Source organism: Halioglobus maricola, from assembly GCF_009388985.1.
GTDB lineage: Bacteria > Pseudomonadota > Gammaproteobacteria > Pseudomonadales > Halieaceae > Halioglobus > Halioglobus maricola.
In genome coordinates this window covers 592,726-610,595 of record NZ_CP036422.1, presented here as the reverse complement: position 1 = coordinate 610,595, position 17,870 = coordinate 592,726, and the positions used below count along the sequence as shown (strand labels likewise).

16 protein-coding genes are annotated in these 17,870 nt (G+C 59.4%); 9 read left to right on the top strand and 7 right to left on the bottom strand.

From position 1 onward, the window contains the following. Positions 1-28: 28 nt before the first annotated feature. Positions 29-772: a YdcF family protein gene (locus EY643_RS02650; protein ID WP_205743129.1), complete on the bottom strand. Its 744-nt coding sequence runs from the start codon at positions 770-772 to the stop codon at positions 29-31. Positions 773-870: 98 nt separating this feature from the next. Here EY643_RS02650 and EY643_RS02645 point away from each other — a divergent pair, with 98 nt between their 5' ends. Next, complete coding sequence (locus tag EY643_RS02645) at positions 871-1,251, top strand: MAPEG family protein (RefSeq protein WP_170287257.1); 381 nt, start codon at positions 871-873, stop codon at positions 1,249-1,251. Between the two features lie 9 nt (positions 1,252-1,260). On the opposite strand, the gene galE is transcribed toward EY643_RS02645, so the two are convergent. Then, positions 1,261-2,280 carry a UDP-glucose 4-epimerase GalE gene (galE, locus tag EY643_RS02640; RefSeq protein ID WP_152660750.1) on the bottom strand — a complete coding sequence of 340 codons (1,020 nt, stop codon included), beginning with the start codon at positions 2,278-2,280 and terminating at the stop codon, positions 1,261-1,263. A 105-nt stretch (positions 2,281-2,385) separates the two neighbouring features. Between galE and EY643_RS02635 the strand changes: the two genes are divergently transcribed. The 3 genes from EY643_RS02635 to gmd are packed head-to-tail and all read left to right on the top strand — an operon-like array spanning position 2,386 to position 5,510. Then, the gene (locus tag EY643_RS02635; protein ID WP_152660749.1) at positions 2,386-3,393 is read left to right on the top strand and encodes an NAD-dependent epimerase; all 1,008 of its coding nucleotides are present in this window, start codon (positions 2,386-2,388) and stop codon (positions 3,391-3,393) included. Further along, positions 3,383-4,366, top strand: coding sequence for a GDP-L-fucose synthase (gene fcl / locus EY643_RS02630; protein WP_152660748.1), 984 nt, complete (start codon positions 3,383-3,385; stop codon positions 4,364-4,366). Before EY643_RS02635 ends, fcl begins: the two co-directional genes overlap by 11 nt. Positions 4,367-4,376: 10 nt before the next feature. Continuing rightward, entirely contained in the window at positions 4,377-5,510 is a 1,134-nt protein-coding gene (gene gmd, locus EY643_RS02625; RefSeq protein ID WP_152660747.1) for a GDP-mannose 4,6-dehydratase, read from the top strand. A 48-nt stretch (positions 5,511-5,558) separates the two neighbouring features. Here the strand turns inward: gmd and EY643_RS02620 are convergent, their stop codons facing one another. Continuing rightward, positions 5,559-6,377 carry a tyrosine-protein phosphatase gene (locus EY643_RS02620; protein ID WP_152660746.1) on the bottom strand — a complete coding sequence of 273 codons (819 nt, stop codon included), beginning with the start codon at positions 6,375-6,377 and terminating at the stop codon, positions 5,559-5,561. Between the two features lie 285 nt (positions 6,378-6,662). On the opposite strand from EY643_RS02620, the gene EY643_RS02615 reads away from it, so the two are divergent. From EY643_RS02615 to EY643_RS02595, 5 genes are all read left to right on the top strand, one after another. Next, on the top strand, positions 6,663-7,151 hold the full coding sequence (locus tag EY643_RS02615) for a hypothetical protein (protein WP_152660745.1): 489 nt from the start codon (positions 6,663-6,665) through the stop codon (positions 7,149-7,151). Next, on the top strand, positions 7,148-9,337 hold the full coding sequence (locus EY643_RS02610; protein ID WP_152660744.1) for a zinc metalloprotease: 2,190 nt from the start codon (positions 7,148-7,150) through the stop codon (positions 9,335-9,337). The genes EY643_RS02615 and EY643_RS02610 overlap by 4 nt, the downstream gene beginning before the upstream one ends. Next, positions 9,337-9,507, top strand: a complete 171-nt coding sequence (locus EY643_RS02605; protein WP_153239444.1) for a hypothetical protein — start codon at positions 9,337-9,339, stop codon at positions 9,505-9,507. The genes EY643_RS02610 and EY643_RS02605 overlap by 1 nt, the downstream gene beginning before the upstream one ends. Positions 9,508-9,532: 25 nt before the next feature. Beyond that, positions 9,533-10,213, top strand: a complete 681-nt coding sequence (locus EY643_RS02600; protein WP_170287256.1) for an SPOR domain-containing protein — start codon at positions 9,533-9,535, stop codon at positions 10,211-10,213. Positions 10,214-10,342: 129 nt separating this feature from the next. Next, positions 10,343-11,362, top strand: a complete 1,020-nt coding sequence (locus EY643_RS02595) for an MraY family glycosyltransferase (RefSeq protein WP_152660742.1) — start codon at positions 10,343-10,345, stop codon at positions 11,360-11,362. Here the strand turns inward: EY643_RS02595 and EY643_RS02590 are convergent. The 4 genes from EY643_RS02590 to EY643_RS02575 are packed head-to-tail and all read right to left on the bottom strand — an operon-like array spanning position 11,349 to position 17,842. After that, positions 11,349-12,836, bottom strand: coding sequence for an O-antigen ligase family protein (locus tag EY643_RS02590; protein WP_152660741.1), 1,488 nt, complete (start codon positions 12,834-12,836; stop codon positions 11,349-11,351). The genes EY643_RS02595 and EY643_RS02590 overlap by 14 nt on opposite strands. After that, positions 12,833-14,128 carry a hypothetical protein gene (locus tag EY643_RS02585; RefSeq protein ID WP_152660740.1) on the bottom strand — a complete coding sequence of 432 codons (1,296 nt, stop codon included), beginning with the start codon at positions 14,126-14,128 and terminating at the stop codon, positions 12,833-12,835. Before EY643_RS02585 ends, EY643_RS02590 begins: the two co-directional genes overlap by 4 nt. Beyond that, entirely contained in the window at positions 14,128-15,588 is a 1,461-nt protein-coding gene (locus EY643_RS02580; protein ID WP_152660739.1) for a J domain-containing protein, read from the bottom strand. The genes EY643_RS02585 and EY643_RS02580 overlap by 1 nt, the downstream gene beginning before the upstream one ends. Next, positions 15,566-17,842 carry a GumC family protein gene (locus EY643_RS02575; protein WP_152660738.1) on the bottom strand — a complete coding sequence of 759 codons (2,277 nt, stop codon included), beginning with the start codon at positions 17,840-17,842 and terminating at the stop codon, positions 15,566-15,568. Before EY643_RS02575 ends, EY643_RS02580 begins: the two co-directional genes overlap by 23 nt. Positions 17,843-17,870: the final 28 nt, after the last annotated feature.

Below are 17,870 nucleotides of genomic sequence, written 5' to 3'. Positions count from 1 at the left end.
CGGATGTGCACTTTTTAGCAAAAGAGCACTAGAGCCAGCCGCGATATCGGTATACGAGATAGCCAACATACTCTTTGAGGGCAGAGGTCGTGCGGGCCAGATCGTCCACTGTGGGCAGAAAGGGTGGCACAGCCGGAGCGCCCACCAGCCGCTGGTAATCGGTGGGTGCCGGGATCACCTCAAAGCCCTGGCGGGTAAACAGCGGCTCCGCCCGGCGCATATGCCACGCCGATGTCACCAGATGAATCTTGTCGATATTCTTGCCGTTGAGCAGCACCGCCGAGAACACGGCATTTTCATGCGTATCACGGCTGTTGCTCTCCTTGAGAATGGCCCGCGCCGGGACACCCATCACCACCAGAATCTGTTCCATGATGTCTGCCTCGGAGCGGTCTCCGGGCGCTGCTCCGCCGCTGACAATCACCAGGGGCGCCTTGCCGGACTTGTAGAGATCAACCGCGTGCAACAGGCGATCGGCCGCCTGGTTGAGGTCACCGTAACTACTCCAGTGGGTATCGCCGCGGGTGCCGCCGCCGAGCACCACGATGGCGCCGGCCCGGGGGACAACCGACATGATCTTGGGCCGGTAGTCATCCTCGAGGTTGCCCATGAGCCAATCAGCGAACAGCCCGGTGGAGCAGACATACAGCCAGGTGATGCCCAGCAATATGCTGGCCTTGCCAGTGCGATGCCACGCGAATTTGATACACAGCAGGCCCGCCAGGACGAGCACAATGGCCTGGCTCAGCGGGAACACGAACAATGACAGCAACTTGGTGAGGGTGAATGAGATAGCTGGAACTCCTGTACACGCAAACCGGTTCCATATAATACTAAGCCGCAAATTTCAGAGAACAAGAGGCAAAAAGCATGCAATATGTCGCGATTGTCACGATGTTGATGTTGATCCAATACACCGCCTACACCCTGCTGTGCGGCTTCGCTCGCGGCAAGGACACCGTGGTGGCCCCCGCGACCTCAGGCGACGAGAAGTTTGAGCGCGCATTCAGGGTGCAGATGAACACCCTCGAACAGATGGCCGTGACACTGCCGGCGATGTGGGTCTGTGCCTACTTCTTCAGCCCGCTGTGGGCGGCAGGGCTGGGCGTGGTGTTTATGCTTGGCCGGCTGATCTATCGCCAGGCCTATATGAAAGACCCGGCGTCTCGCGGCCCGGGCATGGGTATTGGCTTCCTGGCCAATATGGCCATGATCGTACTCTCGCTATGGGGCGCGATCGGGCAGCTCTAAAAAACCGCTTCAGTTGCCGTAACCGGCCGGGTTGCCCTCCTGCCAGCGCCAGGTGTCGGCACACATCGCTTCCAGGCTGCGGCTGGCTTTCCAGCCCAGCAGCTCCTCTGCCAGCGCCGGATCCGCCCAGCACTCGGCGATATCACCCGCCCTGCGGGCAACGATTTCATAGGCGATGGGCCTGCCGCTGGCGGCCTCAAATGCGCGCACCATATCCAGCACCGAGGAGCCGTTGCCGGTACCCAGGTTCACGGTGAGTAAGCCGGGTTTTGCCAGCACGTAGTTCAGGGCCGCAACATGGCCCTCGGCCAGATCGACCACGTGAATGTAATCGCGCACGCCGGTGCCATCCGGTGTGGCGTAGTCATCACCAAAGACCGCCAGTTTGTCACGACGACCCACCGCCACCTGGGCAACGAAGGGCATCAGGTTATTGGGAATGCCGCTGGGGTCTTCACCGATCCGGCCGCTCACATGCGCACCGACCGGATTGAAGTAGCGCAGATTGCCGACACTCACGGCGGGCTTCGCCTGCGACCAGTCCGCCAGGATTTCCTCGACCATTAGCTTGGAGCGGCCGTAAGGATTCGTGGCCTGGGTGGGGAAATCTTCGCGGATCGGCACCGAGGCCGGGTCGCCATACACCGTAGCCGATGAAGAAAAGATGATCCGCGTGACACCCGCCCGCTCCATTGCCGCGAGCAACACCAGCGTGCCATTGACGTTGTTGTCGTAGTATTCCAATGGCTTCTCGACCGACTCGCCCACCGCTTTGAGACCGGCGAAGTGCATCACGGCGTCGATGCGATGCTGGGCAAACAGCGCATCCAGACAACCCGAATCGCGGATATCGCCCTCAACCAGCGGCAGCTCGGCACCGGTGATTTCCTGCACCCGGGCAACCGCCTCGCGGCTGCTGTTACAGAGGTTATCCAGCACGACCACGGAATACCCGGCCTCGATCAGGCACACACATGCATGGCTGCCGATATAACCAGCGCCACCGGTCACCAGAACTGTTTGTGTCATGAAAATTTCTCAGATCAGGGCAAAAAAGAATAGGCGCATCCTAACATAGCAGCCACTGGAGAAATCACTTATCCTCCCACCACCCCCTTCATTTGCAGGACAAGAATGCACATCCTTGTAACCGGCGCCGCCGGCTTTATCGGTTTCCACACGAGCCAGAAACTGCTCGCCCGGGGCGACACGGTAGTCGGCCTGGACAATCTCAATGACTACTACGAGGTGAGCCTTAAACAGGCGCGCCTGGCCATTCTGGAGCAACAGGCTGGCTTCACCTTTGTAAGGGCCAATCTCGAAGACCGCGCCGCTCTCGACACGCTATTCGCGCAACACCGCTTCGATGCCGTGATTAACCTGGCGGCCCAGGCGGGCGTGCGCTACTCCCTGGAAAACCCCCAGGCCTACATAGACAGCAATATCGTGGGCTTCACCAATATTCTGGAGTGCTCCCGGCACAACGACGTTGGCCACCTGGTCTACGCCAGCTCCAGCTCGGTATACGGCATTAACAGCACCATGCCGTTCTCGGTGCACGACAACGTCGACCATCCGATCTCACTCTACGCCGCGAGCAAGAAAGCCAACGAACTGATGGCGCACACCTACTCTCACCTGTTCGGCCTACCCACCACCGGGCTTAGGTTCTTCACCGTGTACGGCCCCTGGGGCCGGCCCGACATGGCCCTGTTCCTGTTCACTCGGGCCATTCTCGCCGGCGAACCCCTCAAGGTGTTCAACGAGGGCAAGATGCAGCGTGACTTCACCTACATCGACGACATTGTGGAAGGCGTGGTGCGTGTCACCGACAGCACAGCCACCCCCAACCCCGACTGGGACAGCGCCAACCCTGACCCAGGCACGTCCAGCGCGCCCTACCGTATCTTCAATATCGGCAACAACAACCCGGTACAGCTGCTCGACTATATCGGCGCCATCGAAAACGCCTTAGGCATGAAAGCCGAGCTGGAACTCCTGCCCATGCAGCCAGGTGATGTCCCGGCCACTGCCGCCAACATCGACGCACTCGAGACTGCTGTGGGCTACCGCCCCAGCACGCCGGTCAGTGAGGGTATCGACAACTTCATTCGCTGGTATCGTGAGTTTTATGACGCATAACGCACCCCCCGCGGCAAAACGGATTTTCGTGGCAGGCCACCGCGGCATGGTGGGCTCCGCCATCGTCCGCCAACTGGCCGGTGCCCCTGATACAGACATCGTCACCGCGACCCGCAGCGAGCTGGACCTCACCAACCAGCAAGCGGTTGCCCATTTCTTCGCCACCGAGAACATCGACGAGGTCTACCTGTGCGCGGCCAGGGTCGGCGGCATCCATGCCAACGACACCTACCCCGCAGATTTCATCTACGACAACCTCATGCTCGAAGCCAACGTGATCCACCAGGCCTATACCGCGGGCGTCCAGAAGCTCCTGTTCCTGGGCAGTTCCTGCATCTACCCCCGCCTGGCCGAGCAACCCATGAGCGAAGAGGCCCTCCTCACCGGCACGCTGGAACCCACCAACGAACCGTATGCACTGGCAAAGATTGCCGGCATCAAACTCTGCGAGAGCTACAACCGCCAGCACGGCACCGATTACCGCAGCGTCATGCCCACTAACCTGTACGGCCCGGGCGACAACTTCCACCCGGAGAACAGCCACGTGATCCCGGCCCTGCTGCGGCGCTTTCACGAGGCCACCGCGGCGAACGCTCCCACCATTACCATCTGGGGCACCGGCACGCCCCTGCGCGAGTTTCTCCACGTGGACGACATGGCGCGCGCCAGCATTCACGTGATGACCCTGCCCAAGGTAGAGTATGACGATGTGACTGAGCCCCGCCTCAGCCATATTAATGTAGGCACAGGTGTTGACTGCTCCATTGCCGAGCTGGCCAGCACCATCGCTGCCGTGACTGGTTTTAAAGGCACCATTGAATTCGACGCCAGCAAGCCCGACGGCGCCCCGCGCAAGCTGATGGACAACGCCAAGCTAAAGCGCATGGGCTGGGCCCCCGAATACGACTTACAGGCAGGCCTTGAAAACGCCTACGCCTGGTACCTGAACAACATTGAACAAGCACGCTCTTAAGGAAGATTTCATGCCCGCCCATAAAAAAGCGTTGATTACCGGCGTCACTGGCCAGGACGGCTCGTACCTCGCAGAATTTCTGCTGGAAAAAGGCTACGAAGTGCACGGCATCAAACGCCGCGCCAGCTCCTTCAACACCGAGCGCATCGACCACATCTACCAGGACCCGCAAACGGAGAACCAGCAGTTCATTCTCCACTACGGCGACCTCACCGATTCCAGCAACATCACCCGCATCATCCAGCAGGTGCAGCCCGATGAAATCTACAACCTCGCCGCCCAGTCACACGTGGCCGTGAGTTTCGAAGAGCCGGAATACACGGCAGACGTAGATGGTATTGGCACCCTCCGTATCCTTGAGGCAGTGCGCCTGCTGGGCCTGAGCGAGAAGACCCGCATCTATCAGGCCAGCACCTCTGAACTCTACGGCCTGGTGCAGGAAACCCCGCAAACCGAGAAAACCCCGTTCTACCCGCGCAGCCCCTACGGCGTGGCCAAGCTTTACGCCTACTGGATTACGGTGAACTACCGCGAGTCATACGGCATGTATGCCTGCAACGGTGTGCTGTTCAACCACGAGAGCCCGCGCCGCGGCGAAACCTTTGTGAGCCGCAAGATCACCCGTGGCCTGGCAAACATCAGCCAGGGCCTGGAGCAGTGCCTGTACATGGGCAACATCAACGCCCTGCGCGACTGGGGCCACGCCCGCGACTATGTGGAAATGCAGTGGTTGATGCTGCAGCAAGATGCACCACTTGATTTCGTCATCGCCACCGGCAGGCAGATCTCAGTGCGCGAATTCATTCTCAAGGCCGCCGCCGAACTGGGCATCACCCTGCGTTTTGAGGGCGAGGGCACGAATGAGAAAGGGCTAGTAGACGCTATCGACAGCGACAAGGCCGACAAGAATATCGCGGTAAAAGTGGGTGACACGCTCGTGGCGATTGATACCCGCTACTACCGCCCTGCCGAGGTGGAAACCCTGCTCGGCGACCCGGCACTGGCAAAAGAGAAACTGGGCTGGGAACCCCGAACCACGCTGGATGAAATGATCATCGAGATGGTGGAAAACGACCTCAATACCGCACGGAAAAACCGCCTGCTGCTGGATAGTGGCTATGAGGTGAACCAGGCTAGAGAATAACCTTGGAGGACAGTGCAAAGCCCTCCATTATCAATGCCAACATCACGTTTAGCCGCCCAAAGCGCCCTTCAACCGGCTCAACCACCCCCCACGCGGCTGCTCCGGCGGCCACTCGACATCCGGGTCCAGGCCCGGTGGCAGCGGCACATCGTGGGGCGCAACATCACCCACCACCGCTGCAGGCCTATCGCGCACCAGGCGCCAGGCTTCTTCCTCGCCGACAATTTCCGCCGCGGCCTCGCGGGCCTCGCTTAGCACCGGTGTACGGTTTTTCAGGTTATGGCCGTCGGAGGCGATCACATGCACCACGCCGTCGCGTAAAAAGCGCTCGGTGATCCCCTTCACCCGGGGCCCGAAGCGACCCAGCAATGCCCCACCGGTAATCTGAATCCACGCACCTGAACGGGCACAAGCCACAAACTTATCGTAATCATTCTCGATATAAGTGAGGCGTTCCGGGTGAGTAATTAACGGCACATAGCCCGACACCAGCGCCGAGTGCACCAGGTCCGGCATGCGCGGCAGCGCCACATGATGCGGCGGCTCGAACAGGAAATAGCGCGAGCCGTGCAGCGAGGGCAGGCGCCCACTGCCCAGCGATTCAGTCAGATCGGGCACGATCTGGATATCCGCCCCATAACCAATTTCCAACGGTATACCCGCGGTAGCCAGTTCCGCGCGGAAACTTTCCAACCCGGCGCGAATACCGTCATGCGTGTTAGGGAATAATCCCTCATATATGTGCGGCGTACACAGGGTCATCGAAATGCCGTCGTCCACCGCCATCTGCGCCATTTGCAGGGCAATGTCGAGATCCCGGGCACCATCATCTATGGCAGGGAGCATGTGGCAGTGAAGATCAATCATAAATAGCCTCGAGTTGAGACTCTAATTTAGCACGAGAACCACCCTGTCATCCGCAACATCGACTAATTCGCAAATTCAGCATTTTTCGCTGCCACTCAACGCGCCAGATGGTAGGCTATCGAGCACTATAACTAGATCGTCAGGTTGATAATGCACTTCCCAAATACCCGCACGAGGACCAAGGGAATTTCCCTCCTCTTAGCGATCTTTGTCTCGCTGGTCGCGGCCAGCGCTCAAACTCAAGCCCAATCCAGCTTCACACTTTCCTCAGACCCGGACGAGGTCGTGCTGGCATACAGCGAAACCCCCGCTATGCTCGGCAACGCCGACCCAACCCCGAGAATTCGCGTTTACAGCAATGGCCGCGTGCTGGTGCACTTCCCGGTATACATGAAAAAGGCAGGGCAGTACGAACTCTGGCTTTCTGAGGCGGAGCTGGAGCAACTGCTGACTCTCGCCTCAAAGCTGGTGGGAAATGATGGCGCGGTCGCCTCCGCCCGGCTGGATGAGGCCCTGCAAACCGAGGCTGAGGCGACAGGCTTCGCCCAATACCGATCCGACAGCATGATCGAAACGCTGGACCTGAATATTGAGAAGTTCAAAGCTGGCGCGAATGTCGCAGCCACTTCGATGGAAGAAACGATTACCTGGAAGCACAAGGAATTCTCAAGCGCGGCCTACCCGCAAGTACAGGGACTGGCCGACATGGAAGCGTTACGCAACGCCATCAAGGAAATCACAAGTTCTGACGAGCTCGAGGTGGTGCAACCGTGAACCGCAAACTTAGCCTCCTCATTGCCCTGGCCGCCGCAAACACTGCTACCACAGCGCTCGCTGGTGGCTACACCTTTGCCGAGACCTATGGTGTAGATATCGTAACTTACCCTTCAGGTTACCCTGGTGATGTAGACGCCAATGGGGTGCTCACTGTAAAAGTGTGTCAGGACCCGGATAGCGCAGTGGCACCAAACCTGTGGGAAAACTCACTAAAAAACACTATTGCTACGTTCAATCAGCTCAAGTCGACAGTAGGCAACTCGCAACGCCCCGGTCCCAACGTACAGCTGGGCGAGGTTGACTTCGAATCGGTTGCCTTGCACGAACTTGGCCATTGCGTCGGCCTCGCCCACGTGAATGCGGCCTCGGAATCTGGCCTCGCGGGCAACAACCAGAACTACACCAAGGCACAGGTGGGCACAAATACCATACTGGACTATGCCCCTGGCCCCGACGGGGTCATTGGCAGCGCAGATGATGTGCGCGGCGATGACATCAACATGAACTGGTTTCTGACAGGGAGCAATAACCCGTTCATATTGCCGTCAGGCCCCATCGATGCCACTACCTATACCCGCGACGTGGCGAACCTTCCGGCCGGCGACAATTTCGTGGCTAATGCTGACCGAGATGTCGGCTTTCTGTACGACACACCAAACACGGAAACCATCATGCAGCAAGGCACGTTTTCAGGAGAAGCCCAGCGCGCGCTGGCCTCTGATGATGTTGCCACCCTGATGTTTGCGATGACGGGTTACGACCGCACCACTGGCACCGCTGACGACTATTCGCTTCAACTGGAATACTCTACGGCAGCCGACGGCTGCGACATCAACGTTTCGTTCGACAATAGCCAAACAGGCTTCGCGGTCTGTGCTTCCAGCGCGTGGCTAACAAGCTCAACCGCGCGTCTGGCCTCCGCCAACGTCTACTTCAACAGCGGCTTCAACTGGTTCTTCAACGAGTCGTCTCCATGCACTGACTATATCAGCCTTGAGCAAGACGAATGGCAAATGATATCCATGGGCTGCACCACGGGCATCTCCCATGGCCGCACTGTCGCCGATATTATGAGCCCCTACATGACCGGGACTTATGGCACTGACTGGGCTGTATTTACCCGCGACATGGACGAATCCGACCCGAGCAATGACGCCTACCGCCGGATGGAGGAAGATGGCGATATCGGAGATGACGGCACCCTCGACGACGTCCTGGAAAACGGCCGGAGCTACTGGGTCAAAACCGTCAACCCGGGCGAATCCTTCACGGTGGTTGGTGAATATCCCGCTTCCCCCGACATAGACCTGTACGCCGCTCCGGCGGGGCGCTGGAATATGATAGGCCATACTCTGCGCCACAATGTGAGCTGGAGTGATGTTCAGGTTATCGACGGCACCGATGTTAAATACACCGACACCGTCGACCACAGTACGGAGATGGCCCAACAATTCTGGGTCTATGACCCGAGTGAGCCGAGCAATTACGTTACCTATTCCGACGCTATCCCCGGCCTTGAGCCAGACACACCCTCCGACCTCGACCTCAAACCCAACCAGGGCTTCTGGGTGAAGGTATACAAGGCAGGAATGAAACTGCGTATACCAGATATCGTCAGCTCAGCCTCTCCGGAATCAGCACCAGCGGAAGTAATTGCTACAAGAACCTCTGCTGCAAGGGTAGCCAAGAGCAGTTTCGAAGAGGCCCCCGCGGCAGCGATTAACGATGGCCGCCCTACCGTTGATCAGATGGGTGACGACGGGTCCTGGTTCGTACGGATTCGTGCAGAGGCCAATGGCAAAATCACGCGTGGCAGCATCCTCGGGCGCATGGAAGGCAGCCTCAATCGCAAGGACGACCGCGACCTGGAACAACCTGCCCCCTTCTCCGCTTCCAGCTTCGCCGTGATTTTCCCTCACCCCGAGTGGGGAGGCGATGAATGGGGCTTTGTGTCCGACTACCGCCGTTTGAAAGAGAGCCCCAAAGGCAAGTGGAACTTCTCGGTATACACCACGGCGGACATCGGCGAGATGACCCTGCACTTCGAAGGCCCACCTGAAATACTCGACAAGCTTCGCCTGAAGCGACCCGAGCAGAAAGGCTCTGTCGCTAAACGCGGCGCTAACTACACATTTACCCCCGAACCGGGCTTCAATGAATTTGTACTCAAAGTAAGAAAGTAATGAAAAAAGACACCCTTGTAGAAAAAACCAAAGACAACAGCAAGCTCTCTCGGCGCACGTTTCTAGGCGCCGGGAAAAAACTGGCCTACGTAGCCCCCGCACTCACTCTGCTCTCGTTCACGCCTCCGAGCCTCGCCGACATTGGCTCACCGCCACCCACCCCCGGCTAACATGAGCAACCAGCGGCAGAACTTAGTGCGATGTGCTCCACTCATTGCCGCACTCACCCTGGCTGCCGGCATCGCCCACGCCAACACCATGGACCAGGCCTTCGACGCTTTCGAACGCGGCGACACGCTAACCGCCGTGGCTATCTGGAAAACGCTGGCGGCTGACGGAAACGCCACCGCCCAACTCAATCTGGGCCAGGTGTACCGCCAGGGCAAAGGCATCCCCCAGGACGACAGCGAGGCGATCACCTGGTACACCCTGGCTGCGCGCAATGGGTCAGAAACCGCGCGCTACACGCTGGCGCTGATGCACGAGCACGGCCGCGCCACCGAGGCTGACCTGGTCGCGGCGGGTATAAATTCGTCAACGGAAATGGGCCCCACTGAAACGGCCAGCCCGGTCGAAACAAAGGCCCCTCCACCACAACCCATCAACTGGCTGGCAGCGCAGCCGGCCGACACCTGGCTTATCCAGCTTATCGCCGCCTCGGCCGAGAAGAGCGTGCAAGAGTTCGCCACCCGGAACCTTAACCCCGATATCCATCCTTATCGGGTAGTGCAGTCGCCGGCGGATGAGCGCCGCCTCTATCGTCTTGTCATCGGCCCCTACAGCAGCCAGCAGGAAGCGACTGCAGCGGCAAGCACCCTCTCAGCAGAGGCCACTGCTCTGAAGCCCTGGGTACGCACCACGAAGTCACTGCAGTAAAGCTCACCATATGAAGACATTTATCCTTGCCGCCGCGTATTGCGCTACTTTACATCCGCGTTTTCTATCAACTAACCTACACAGACGCCGTGGAAGGACGCTGACAGAATTTCACCGGGAGGGACCCCATTGCTAGCGCAGTTTTTCACCATCTTTGCTGCCGCACTGATTATTTCGCGCATCTGCATTAGCTGCGGCTTCCGCCTGGGGTTGGTGGACCGCCCAGATGCACGCAAGCTTCATAACGGTGCGGTGCCCCTCACGGGTGGTATTGCTATTTTCCTGACGATTGCGTTCGGCACCCTGGTACTGGGCACTGCGCCCTATACGCCGGAGATGCTGCTGATCGCCACCGCCGTGTTTCTGGTGGGCGTAATTGATGACTCTCGCCATATCAACGCCACCCTGCGACTGTTGATTCAGTTCGGCTGTGGCGCACTACTGGCCACCTTCGGCGGCATCGCTATTCACAATGTCGGCAACTTACTGGCCATGGGCGACATCGACCTTGCGCTGCTCACGGTGCCACTCACTGCCCTGGCCGTGGCCGGCCTTGCCAATGCGTACAACATGATTGATGGCATCGATGGGTTGGCGGCAAGCATGATTGCCCTGCCGCTGGCTGTGCTCTACCTGCTGGCACTGAACGCCGGCCATCCCCATACAAGTTTCCTGCTGCTGATGCTGGTGCCGATAGCGGTATTCCTGCTATTCAACCTGGGCCCGAATAACCGCGTATTACCTAAGATGTTCCTTGGCGACGGCGGCAGTATCACCCTGGGTTTTCTGGTGACCGCCAGCCTGGTGTTTTTCTCGCAAGGTGGAGATGCAGTGATACTGCCAGTGACGGCATTGTGGCTGGTAACCGTGCCACTGATGGACATGCTCGCCACCATGCTGCGGCGCCTGAAGAACGGGAAAAAACTGATGGAGGCAGACCGCTGGCACCTGCACCACACCCTGCAGGATCTGGGCCTGAGCGCGCGACAGGCACTTCTGGTGATGCTGGTGTACGGTTGCCTCGCCGCAGCGCTGGGGCTGGCACTGGAAGCCATACCCGAATACCTGAGCCTGGCCTGTTACTTCCTGGTGTTCGCGATGCACTGCGCTTTCATCATCAGGTCAGACCGCAAAATCAATCATCCATAAACGGGTTGTGCGCCTGCTCCGATGCCACCGGTTGCAGCAGTTGCCGGCTGCGCTGCACATCTGCTACTGAAGACTCGCGCTTCTTGCGAGGCGCAGCAGCAGGTTCCTCATAGGGGTAGAAGAACACCCCGGCGAGAAATGCGAAGTAAACCAGATTCGCCGGCACAAACAGATTAAAGTCGACCATCTCGTGCATGAGCGTGAGCACCATACCCAGGCCAGCGCCCACCTGTATGTAACGAAACTCACCCCAGGCGCCTTTCTTCCACACCGTCACCCAACGAACGACAAACAGGGCCAACCCGGCCAGTATCAGCAGCGCGCCAAATATGCCCGCATTGAACAACCACTCCAGGTAGCTGTTATGTGCCTGATTCATCGTAACCGAGGACATACTCAAAGCATGAAACGCGGGAAACACCTGCTCGAAGGTACCGCTGCCGGCCCCTAGCGGGAAAAACTGGGCGATACCCTCGCGCACGTGTGCAAAAATCGTCCAGCGGCCTTCTGACATCGGGTCGGTCTGGCTAAAGCGCTCCCACACCGGGCCCAGGCCAATAGCAATACCGCAGGCAACCACAATGGAAGCCACCGTACCGGCAAGGCCGTACACGTTCTCTCCGCCAATGCGCCGGGAAAACACCGTGGCCGCCAGCAGAATACCGACAATAGAAAGGCCAATGCCCGTGCGCGAACGGCTGAAAATCACGCCGAGTAACAGCAACACCGATAGCGCGCCGTACAAAAACGCCTGATGCCCTTGGAGGGTGGACCAGTACACCAGGCGCTGACGCAGTGTCTGCTCGCGATGATCGCGTTTGTGCTGGCCGAGCGTTGCCATAAACAACGCCAGCGAAATCATCAATGCCATATCAAGGAAGTTGGCATAGCTGTTGCGCCCGCGCCAGGTGCCTTTGGACAGGCCACCCGATTCATCCATACCAATCATGAACGGCGAACCCGGCCCTACACCGTACTGCAGCAAACCCAGCAGGGCCTGCGCCGCTGCCATGGCCAGCACCAGGGCAATACCCGTGCGCAGCTGCTTCTGGGTGGCGCTGCGCGCCAGCAGAAACACGGCCACCGGCAGTAACAACACCAACCAACCCAGCCAGGTCTCACGGGGCAAAATCGACAACGTCGTCCAGCTGCTGTCGCCTACCAGTTGCAGGGCGGTGTAGTAATCTGCCTGCCCCGGCAAACTCAAACGGCTAAGGCCGGGGATCGGCACCAGTTGCAACAGAGGCACCAGCAACAGGGCCGCTATCATGGTCCACTCAACACGGCGCAGCTGAACACCACGCGGCCCCTGCCACAGCACCAGTGCCAAACCCAGCAGTGCAAGCAGCTCCAGAGCCATGACCGCCAGGGGCACTTTGCCAGAGCGGAACAGTGGGGCCAGCAGCATCAGCGCCAGCAGGGTATGAAAACAGGCGCGCGATAGCGGGCCCACAGATTGGTTACCAGCGCTCATTTGCTCACCCTGATCTGCATGTCATCGAACCAGACCGTGCCCTTTAGCTCGTGGTCTACATCGCGGTTACCGGCCGAGTAAAGCTTCAGTATTTGGCCACTGCACTCTGGCGGCACTGCGGCGCTAAACTCAAACTCGCGCCAATCGCCAGTGCCCACAATCAGCTCACTCTCGCCCAGCAGGCCACTGCTGCCTGCACTGCAGTACAAACGCCATTGCAGGCCACGGCGCGCCTCAAGCTGATCCGGGCGCACCTGGCCCGACAAGATAAAATCACCCGCGGGGAGAAACACCTGCTGGTACAGGTGCGAGAAACGCACGCGCTTACCGCGAAACGAGACGCGCAGCGCCTGGTCGCCTGAGGCGCCGTAGGTGTCGCCCCGGGTGATCCGAATACCGCTGTTGCGGGGTGGGCGTGCGACCCAGCCAAACCCGGAATCATTGGCAAAGGGCTGTTCGAAACTGCCATCGTAGAGATAGCCCAACGTGCTCAGCTGGGCCTTGCTCAAGCCGTTGACCCAGTGCATATAGGCTTCCGCCACCAGGCCCTCTTTGCGCAAGCGGTTAATATACAGGTTGCGCTCATACTCCTGCAGCGGCAGGGCCACGGATTGTTCACGCAGTTGGACCAACGCACGCAGGGCGTCCAGATCTTCGGCGTTGCCCGCGACATGCGCGAAAAAGGCGTTCCACCAGGGGAACGGCGTGGGATCGCGCGCGATCGCCATCAGTACCTCACGCGCCTGCGGGGCAGCCGCCACGTCCATCAGGAGGGGGAAGAATCGGCTCGCCGATTCAGGTGCACCCACCATCGCCCGCGCCGTGTGCACCACCGCGCCCTGCAGGTCGTCCGCTTCAAACGCAAAACGCGCCAGGTTGCGCTGGTTGCGCGGCTCTACCGGGGCGAGGCTGTCCGCCAACGCTGCCAGCTGTGCTGCCTGGCCAACGCCGCGGTCCTGCTGTGTCAGCGCAAGATGAGACACCGCGCTGCCCCGCGCTGGATCATTGGCGATGGCCACGCGCAACAGAGCGCTTATCTCTTCCAGAGCCGCAGGAGATAGTTCATCCCCTGCATTCCGCTCCACAAACCGCGCTTTCAATTCCGATGCACGGGGCTCACTGGCGTCCCACCACAGCGCGCTATCGGCCGCGGCAGGCTCACCATCTGCCGCCTTGCCGGCGAAGTAATTCGCCATGTGCAGGCTGGTCACCTGCCATGCCAGCAACAAGCCGGCGGCGACCAATGCCGCTCGCCATAATGTAGTTCCATGGTTCCCTGTTACGCTTGTCATCAATACCGCATCCTTGTGATTTGCAATGCGCCTGTGGCGTCGCGAGTGAAATCGAAGCGTATATCCGTTTCAACCACGCTGCGTTCGCCACCGCTTATGGGCTGAGTAGTAATACTCACCGAAGCCCGGCAATCTCGCTCTTCCGCATCGCCACCCTTGCATTTCAGTGTATCTATCCGGAATGCATCCACCGCTGTTTGCGAGAAGAAGCCGGCGTATAGGCTCTCGATGGCAGTGCGGCCATTTGCGTCTGTGGTTCGCGCATCGACAGAGAACAGGCGGGCAAAGCGCGAGGCGTTGCCCTCCTCATAAGCGCTGGTTAACTGCGCCAACAGTGACTCCACATCCGCAGTGGTGATCTGGGTCGGTGCTTCGGGGGCGGGCTCTGGCTCTAGCTCTGGAATGGGTTCAGCTTCAGCTACCGCCTGAAACTCAGGTTCGGGCTCAGGTTCTAGCTCAGGTTCTGGCTTCGGTTCTAGCTTTGGCTCAGGCTTCGGTTCAGGTTCTGCCACCGCCTGAAGCTCAGCTTGGGGCTCAGCTACAGGCTCTGGTTCGGACTGCACCTTCACCTTCGGCCTGGGTCGCCCCAGTACCGCCACGGTGGCCTGATCTACCCGGGCGCGCACCAGCGCTTCAATATCCTGATCACTGGCTGCGGGCCGGCCGCGCAGGGGCTCTGGGGCATCAGCGACTGGCGGTGACTCTTCGGCGATCGCTTTTCCCGAGGCTGCGGACTCGTCTGTGGGAACCTCGGCACTCGCCAAGTTGTCCTCAGTCACCGTCAGCCGGGAAGTTTGATTCGAGCTCAATAGCACACCAAACAGAAGCAGCACCAGCAGCCCTGCCAGCACCGCATACAACCAGGGGCTGCGCAGTACGCCCTGCGCTGCAGTGCGCGTTGCGGCCGCCCCAGTACCTGCAGGCACGGGCTGCACGGGCACCGCCGCGCCCTGGGCCAACTGCCCGGGGTTGAAGCCATCCAGCGGCACCAGGCTCGCGTCATATTTAGCGCGCCGCGCGGGGTTGCGCAGGGTGTTATAGGCCTCATTGATACGCGGAGCGTAGAGGTCATCCCAACCCTCGTTGTGCACATCGCGGTCGGGATGAAACAGCCGCATGAGGTAAAAATAGTGCTGTTTCACCTGCGCCTGCGGCGCATCGCGCTCAACACCCAGCAGGCGGTAGTAGTCACCCGGGGCCTCGAACATCAACTGCTTGATAAAAAACGGGACACAGGCCACACACTCCTGCTCACTCGCATGGAGGGCGACCGCCGTGGCAGCCAAATGTTCAGCAGCCAGGCATTGCGAGGGGGCCGCGAGCAACTCGCCGATGCCGAAGGGCAACGGCGCGCCCAGCTGACGCAAATGCTCAAAACGGCGTGGATCGCGGTAGAAATCGAGCGCCAGGTAGAGCAGCTCGGGGATCACCAGCGGCTCAGGCGCTCTTGCGTTCGTCATCTACACCATAGCTATAGCTGTAGGAATAGCCGTAATCGCCACCGTAGCCGTAGCTGGCCTTATTGAGGTCAAACTTGGTGAGCACCGCACCGACGACATTGGCGCGAGAATGCTGCAATCGCTTCAGCCCCGCCTCTACGCTGCCGGTGCGCGCAGCCCCCGCGGCGGCTACAAACAACGTGGCGTGGGCAACATCGGCCAGCAATAGCGCATCGGCCAGCCCCAGCAACGGCGGCCCGTCTATCACGACATAGTCAAAGCGTTGGTTGCCCAGAGCCACCAGGTCGAGCATGCGCGAACCGTGCAACAACTCTGCAGGGTTGGGCGGCACCGGGCCCGATGTCATCACAAACAAACTATCGATACCGGTGCTCTGGGTGACCCTGCCCGGCTTGGCGTCGCTGGTGAGGTAATTGGTGAGGCCATTGTCATTGGGGCGCGAAAATACCTTGTGCAGCGACGGGTTGCGCATGTCGCCGTCGATCAACAGCACCTGGGAGCCGGTCTGGGCGAGCGTAATGGCGGTATTCACGGCCGTAGTCGTTTTGCCCTCACCAGGCCCGGCACTGGTAAAGTGCAACACCTTGGGTGCACCATCGGCAGTTGAAAACATCAACGCGGTCCGCATGGAGCGGTGTGCCTCTGCAAGGGCAGAGGTGGGCTCCAGGTACCCATGCAGCGCGACCTGCTCGCCTTTGGGTGCATCTTTGCCCGTGAGCCTGGGGATAATGCCCAGAACCGGCTTTTTCACAAGCTTTTCCAGATCGCTGGCGCCCTTCACTGTGTCGTCGAGCATTTCGAACAGGAAGGCCAGCGCTGCGCCCGCAAACGTGCCCAAAACTAGTGCAAGCGCCATATTCAGCAGCGTCTTGGGCTTGTGCTTGCCGCGGGGGATTTCGGCTTTGTCGACCACCGAGATATTGTTGTTGGTGACGCCGGCGGCTACACCCACCTCTTTCATCCGCTGTAGCAGGCCATCGTATAACTCACGATTGGTGTCCACTTCACGCTTGAGGGTCTGGAAGTCGGTGCTGCGCGCATTGAGGTCTAGAATCTCCTCGCGGTAGGCGGCAATGCTCTCGTCCAGCTTGGCTTCTTCGCGCAACTTGGCCTGGTACTTGATTTTAATGCCGTCGCGTATATTGCTGATTTCCATAAGAATTTCAGCATCTATCTGGTCTATCTGGTTTTGCAGCTGCTGCATCTTGGGGTATTCAGGTTTGTAGATTTTCAGCTGCTCCTGGTACTGCGACTGGAGCTGGGTACGGTTTGCCTTCAGACTCTGAATAACCTGGCTGTTCAAGGCCTCAGCGAGGCCATCCGCACTCGCGGTGAGCATCTCCTGGTACTGCGATTCTGCTTCAATACGCTCGGATTCTGCCTCTACCTGGGCTCGGTTCATCTCCTTCAGCTTTTCCATGAGGATGGCCTGCTTATCCTCCTGGTTGATGATGCCACGGGCCTGGGTGTACTCCACCAGGGCGCGTTCCGAGTCTTCGAGGTCAGCACGCACATGCTTGATCCGGTCCTCCAGGAAACTCTTGGCGTAGGTAGAAGCCTCAAAGCGCCGCTCCAGGTTCATATCAACATAAGCCTGGGAGATCGTATTGACGATGAGCGCGGCCTGCTCCCGATTGGGGCTGTCGTAATGCAGGCGCACCAGGCGGCTGTTGCTCACGGGCTGCACCGTGAGGTTTTTCAGGAAACGCCCTTCCAGGTTAGCCGGGAGTGCCTCTTCCAGGGCCGGCTCTCCACTCGCAAAAAGTGATTTCACATCGGAGAGTAGCCCCACAAGGGCACTGGGCTCGGCCGCCTCGGTGGGGGAGTCCTGCATGCCCAACTGGTCAATCACCCTGCGGGCGAGGGTGCGACTTTGCAGCAACTCGTACTGTGTCTGGTAAAAGTCCCTCGAGTACGCCGACTCTTCAGCCGTGACACCCTCAAAATCGAGCACCTTGCCTGAGTCACGTTCGATTTGCACCACGGTGGTGGCCCGGTAGATGGGCGTCATCATCGCGGTCACAATCATGGTGGCCACGAGGATAACGCCTGCAGTGATAATGATGGTCCAGCGCCGGCGCAGCAGCATGTTCCACAACTCGCGCAAGTCGATAAAATCGTCGTCTGCCTCGGGCTGGGCTTCGGATATGGTAGACAGGGCCGCCTCGTAGCGCGCCAGCTGTTTCTGCATATCCGCCAGTGCCAGCTCATGGCCTGGCGCTACGGGTTCTTCACTTGAATCTTGTGCTGCCAATGGCCCGCCCTTAAGGTTGAATTGTTTT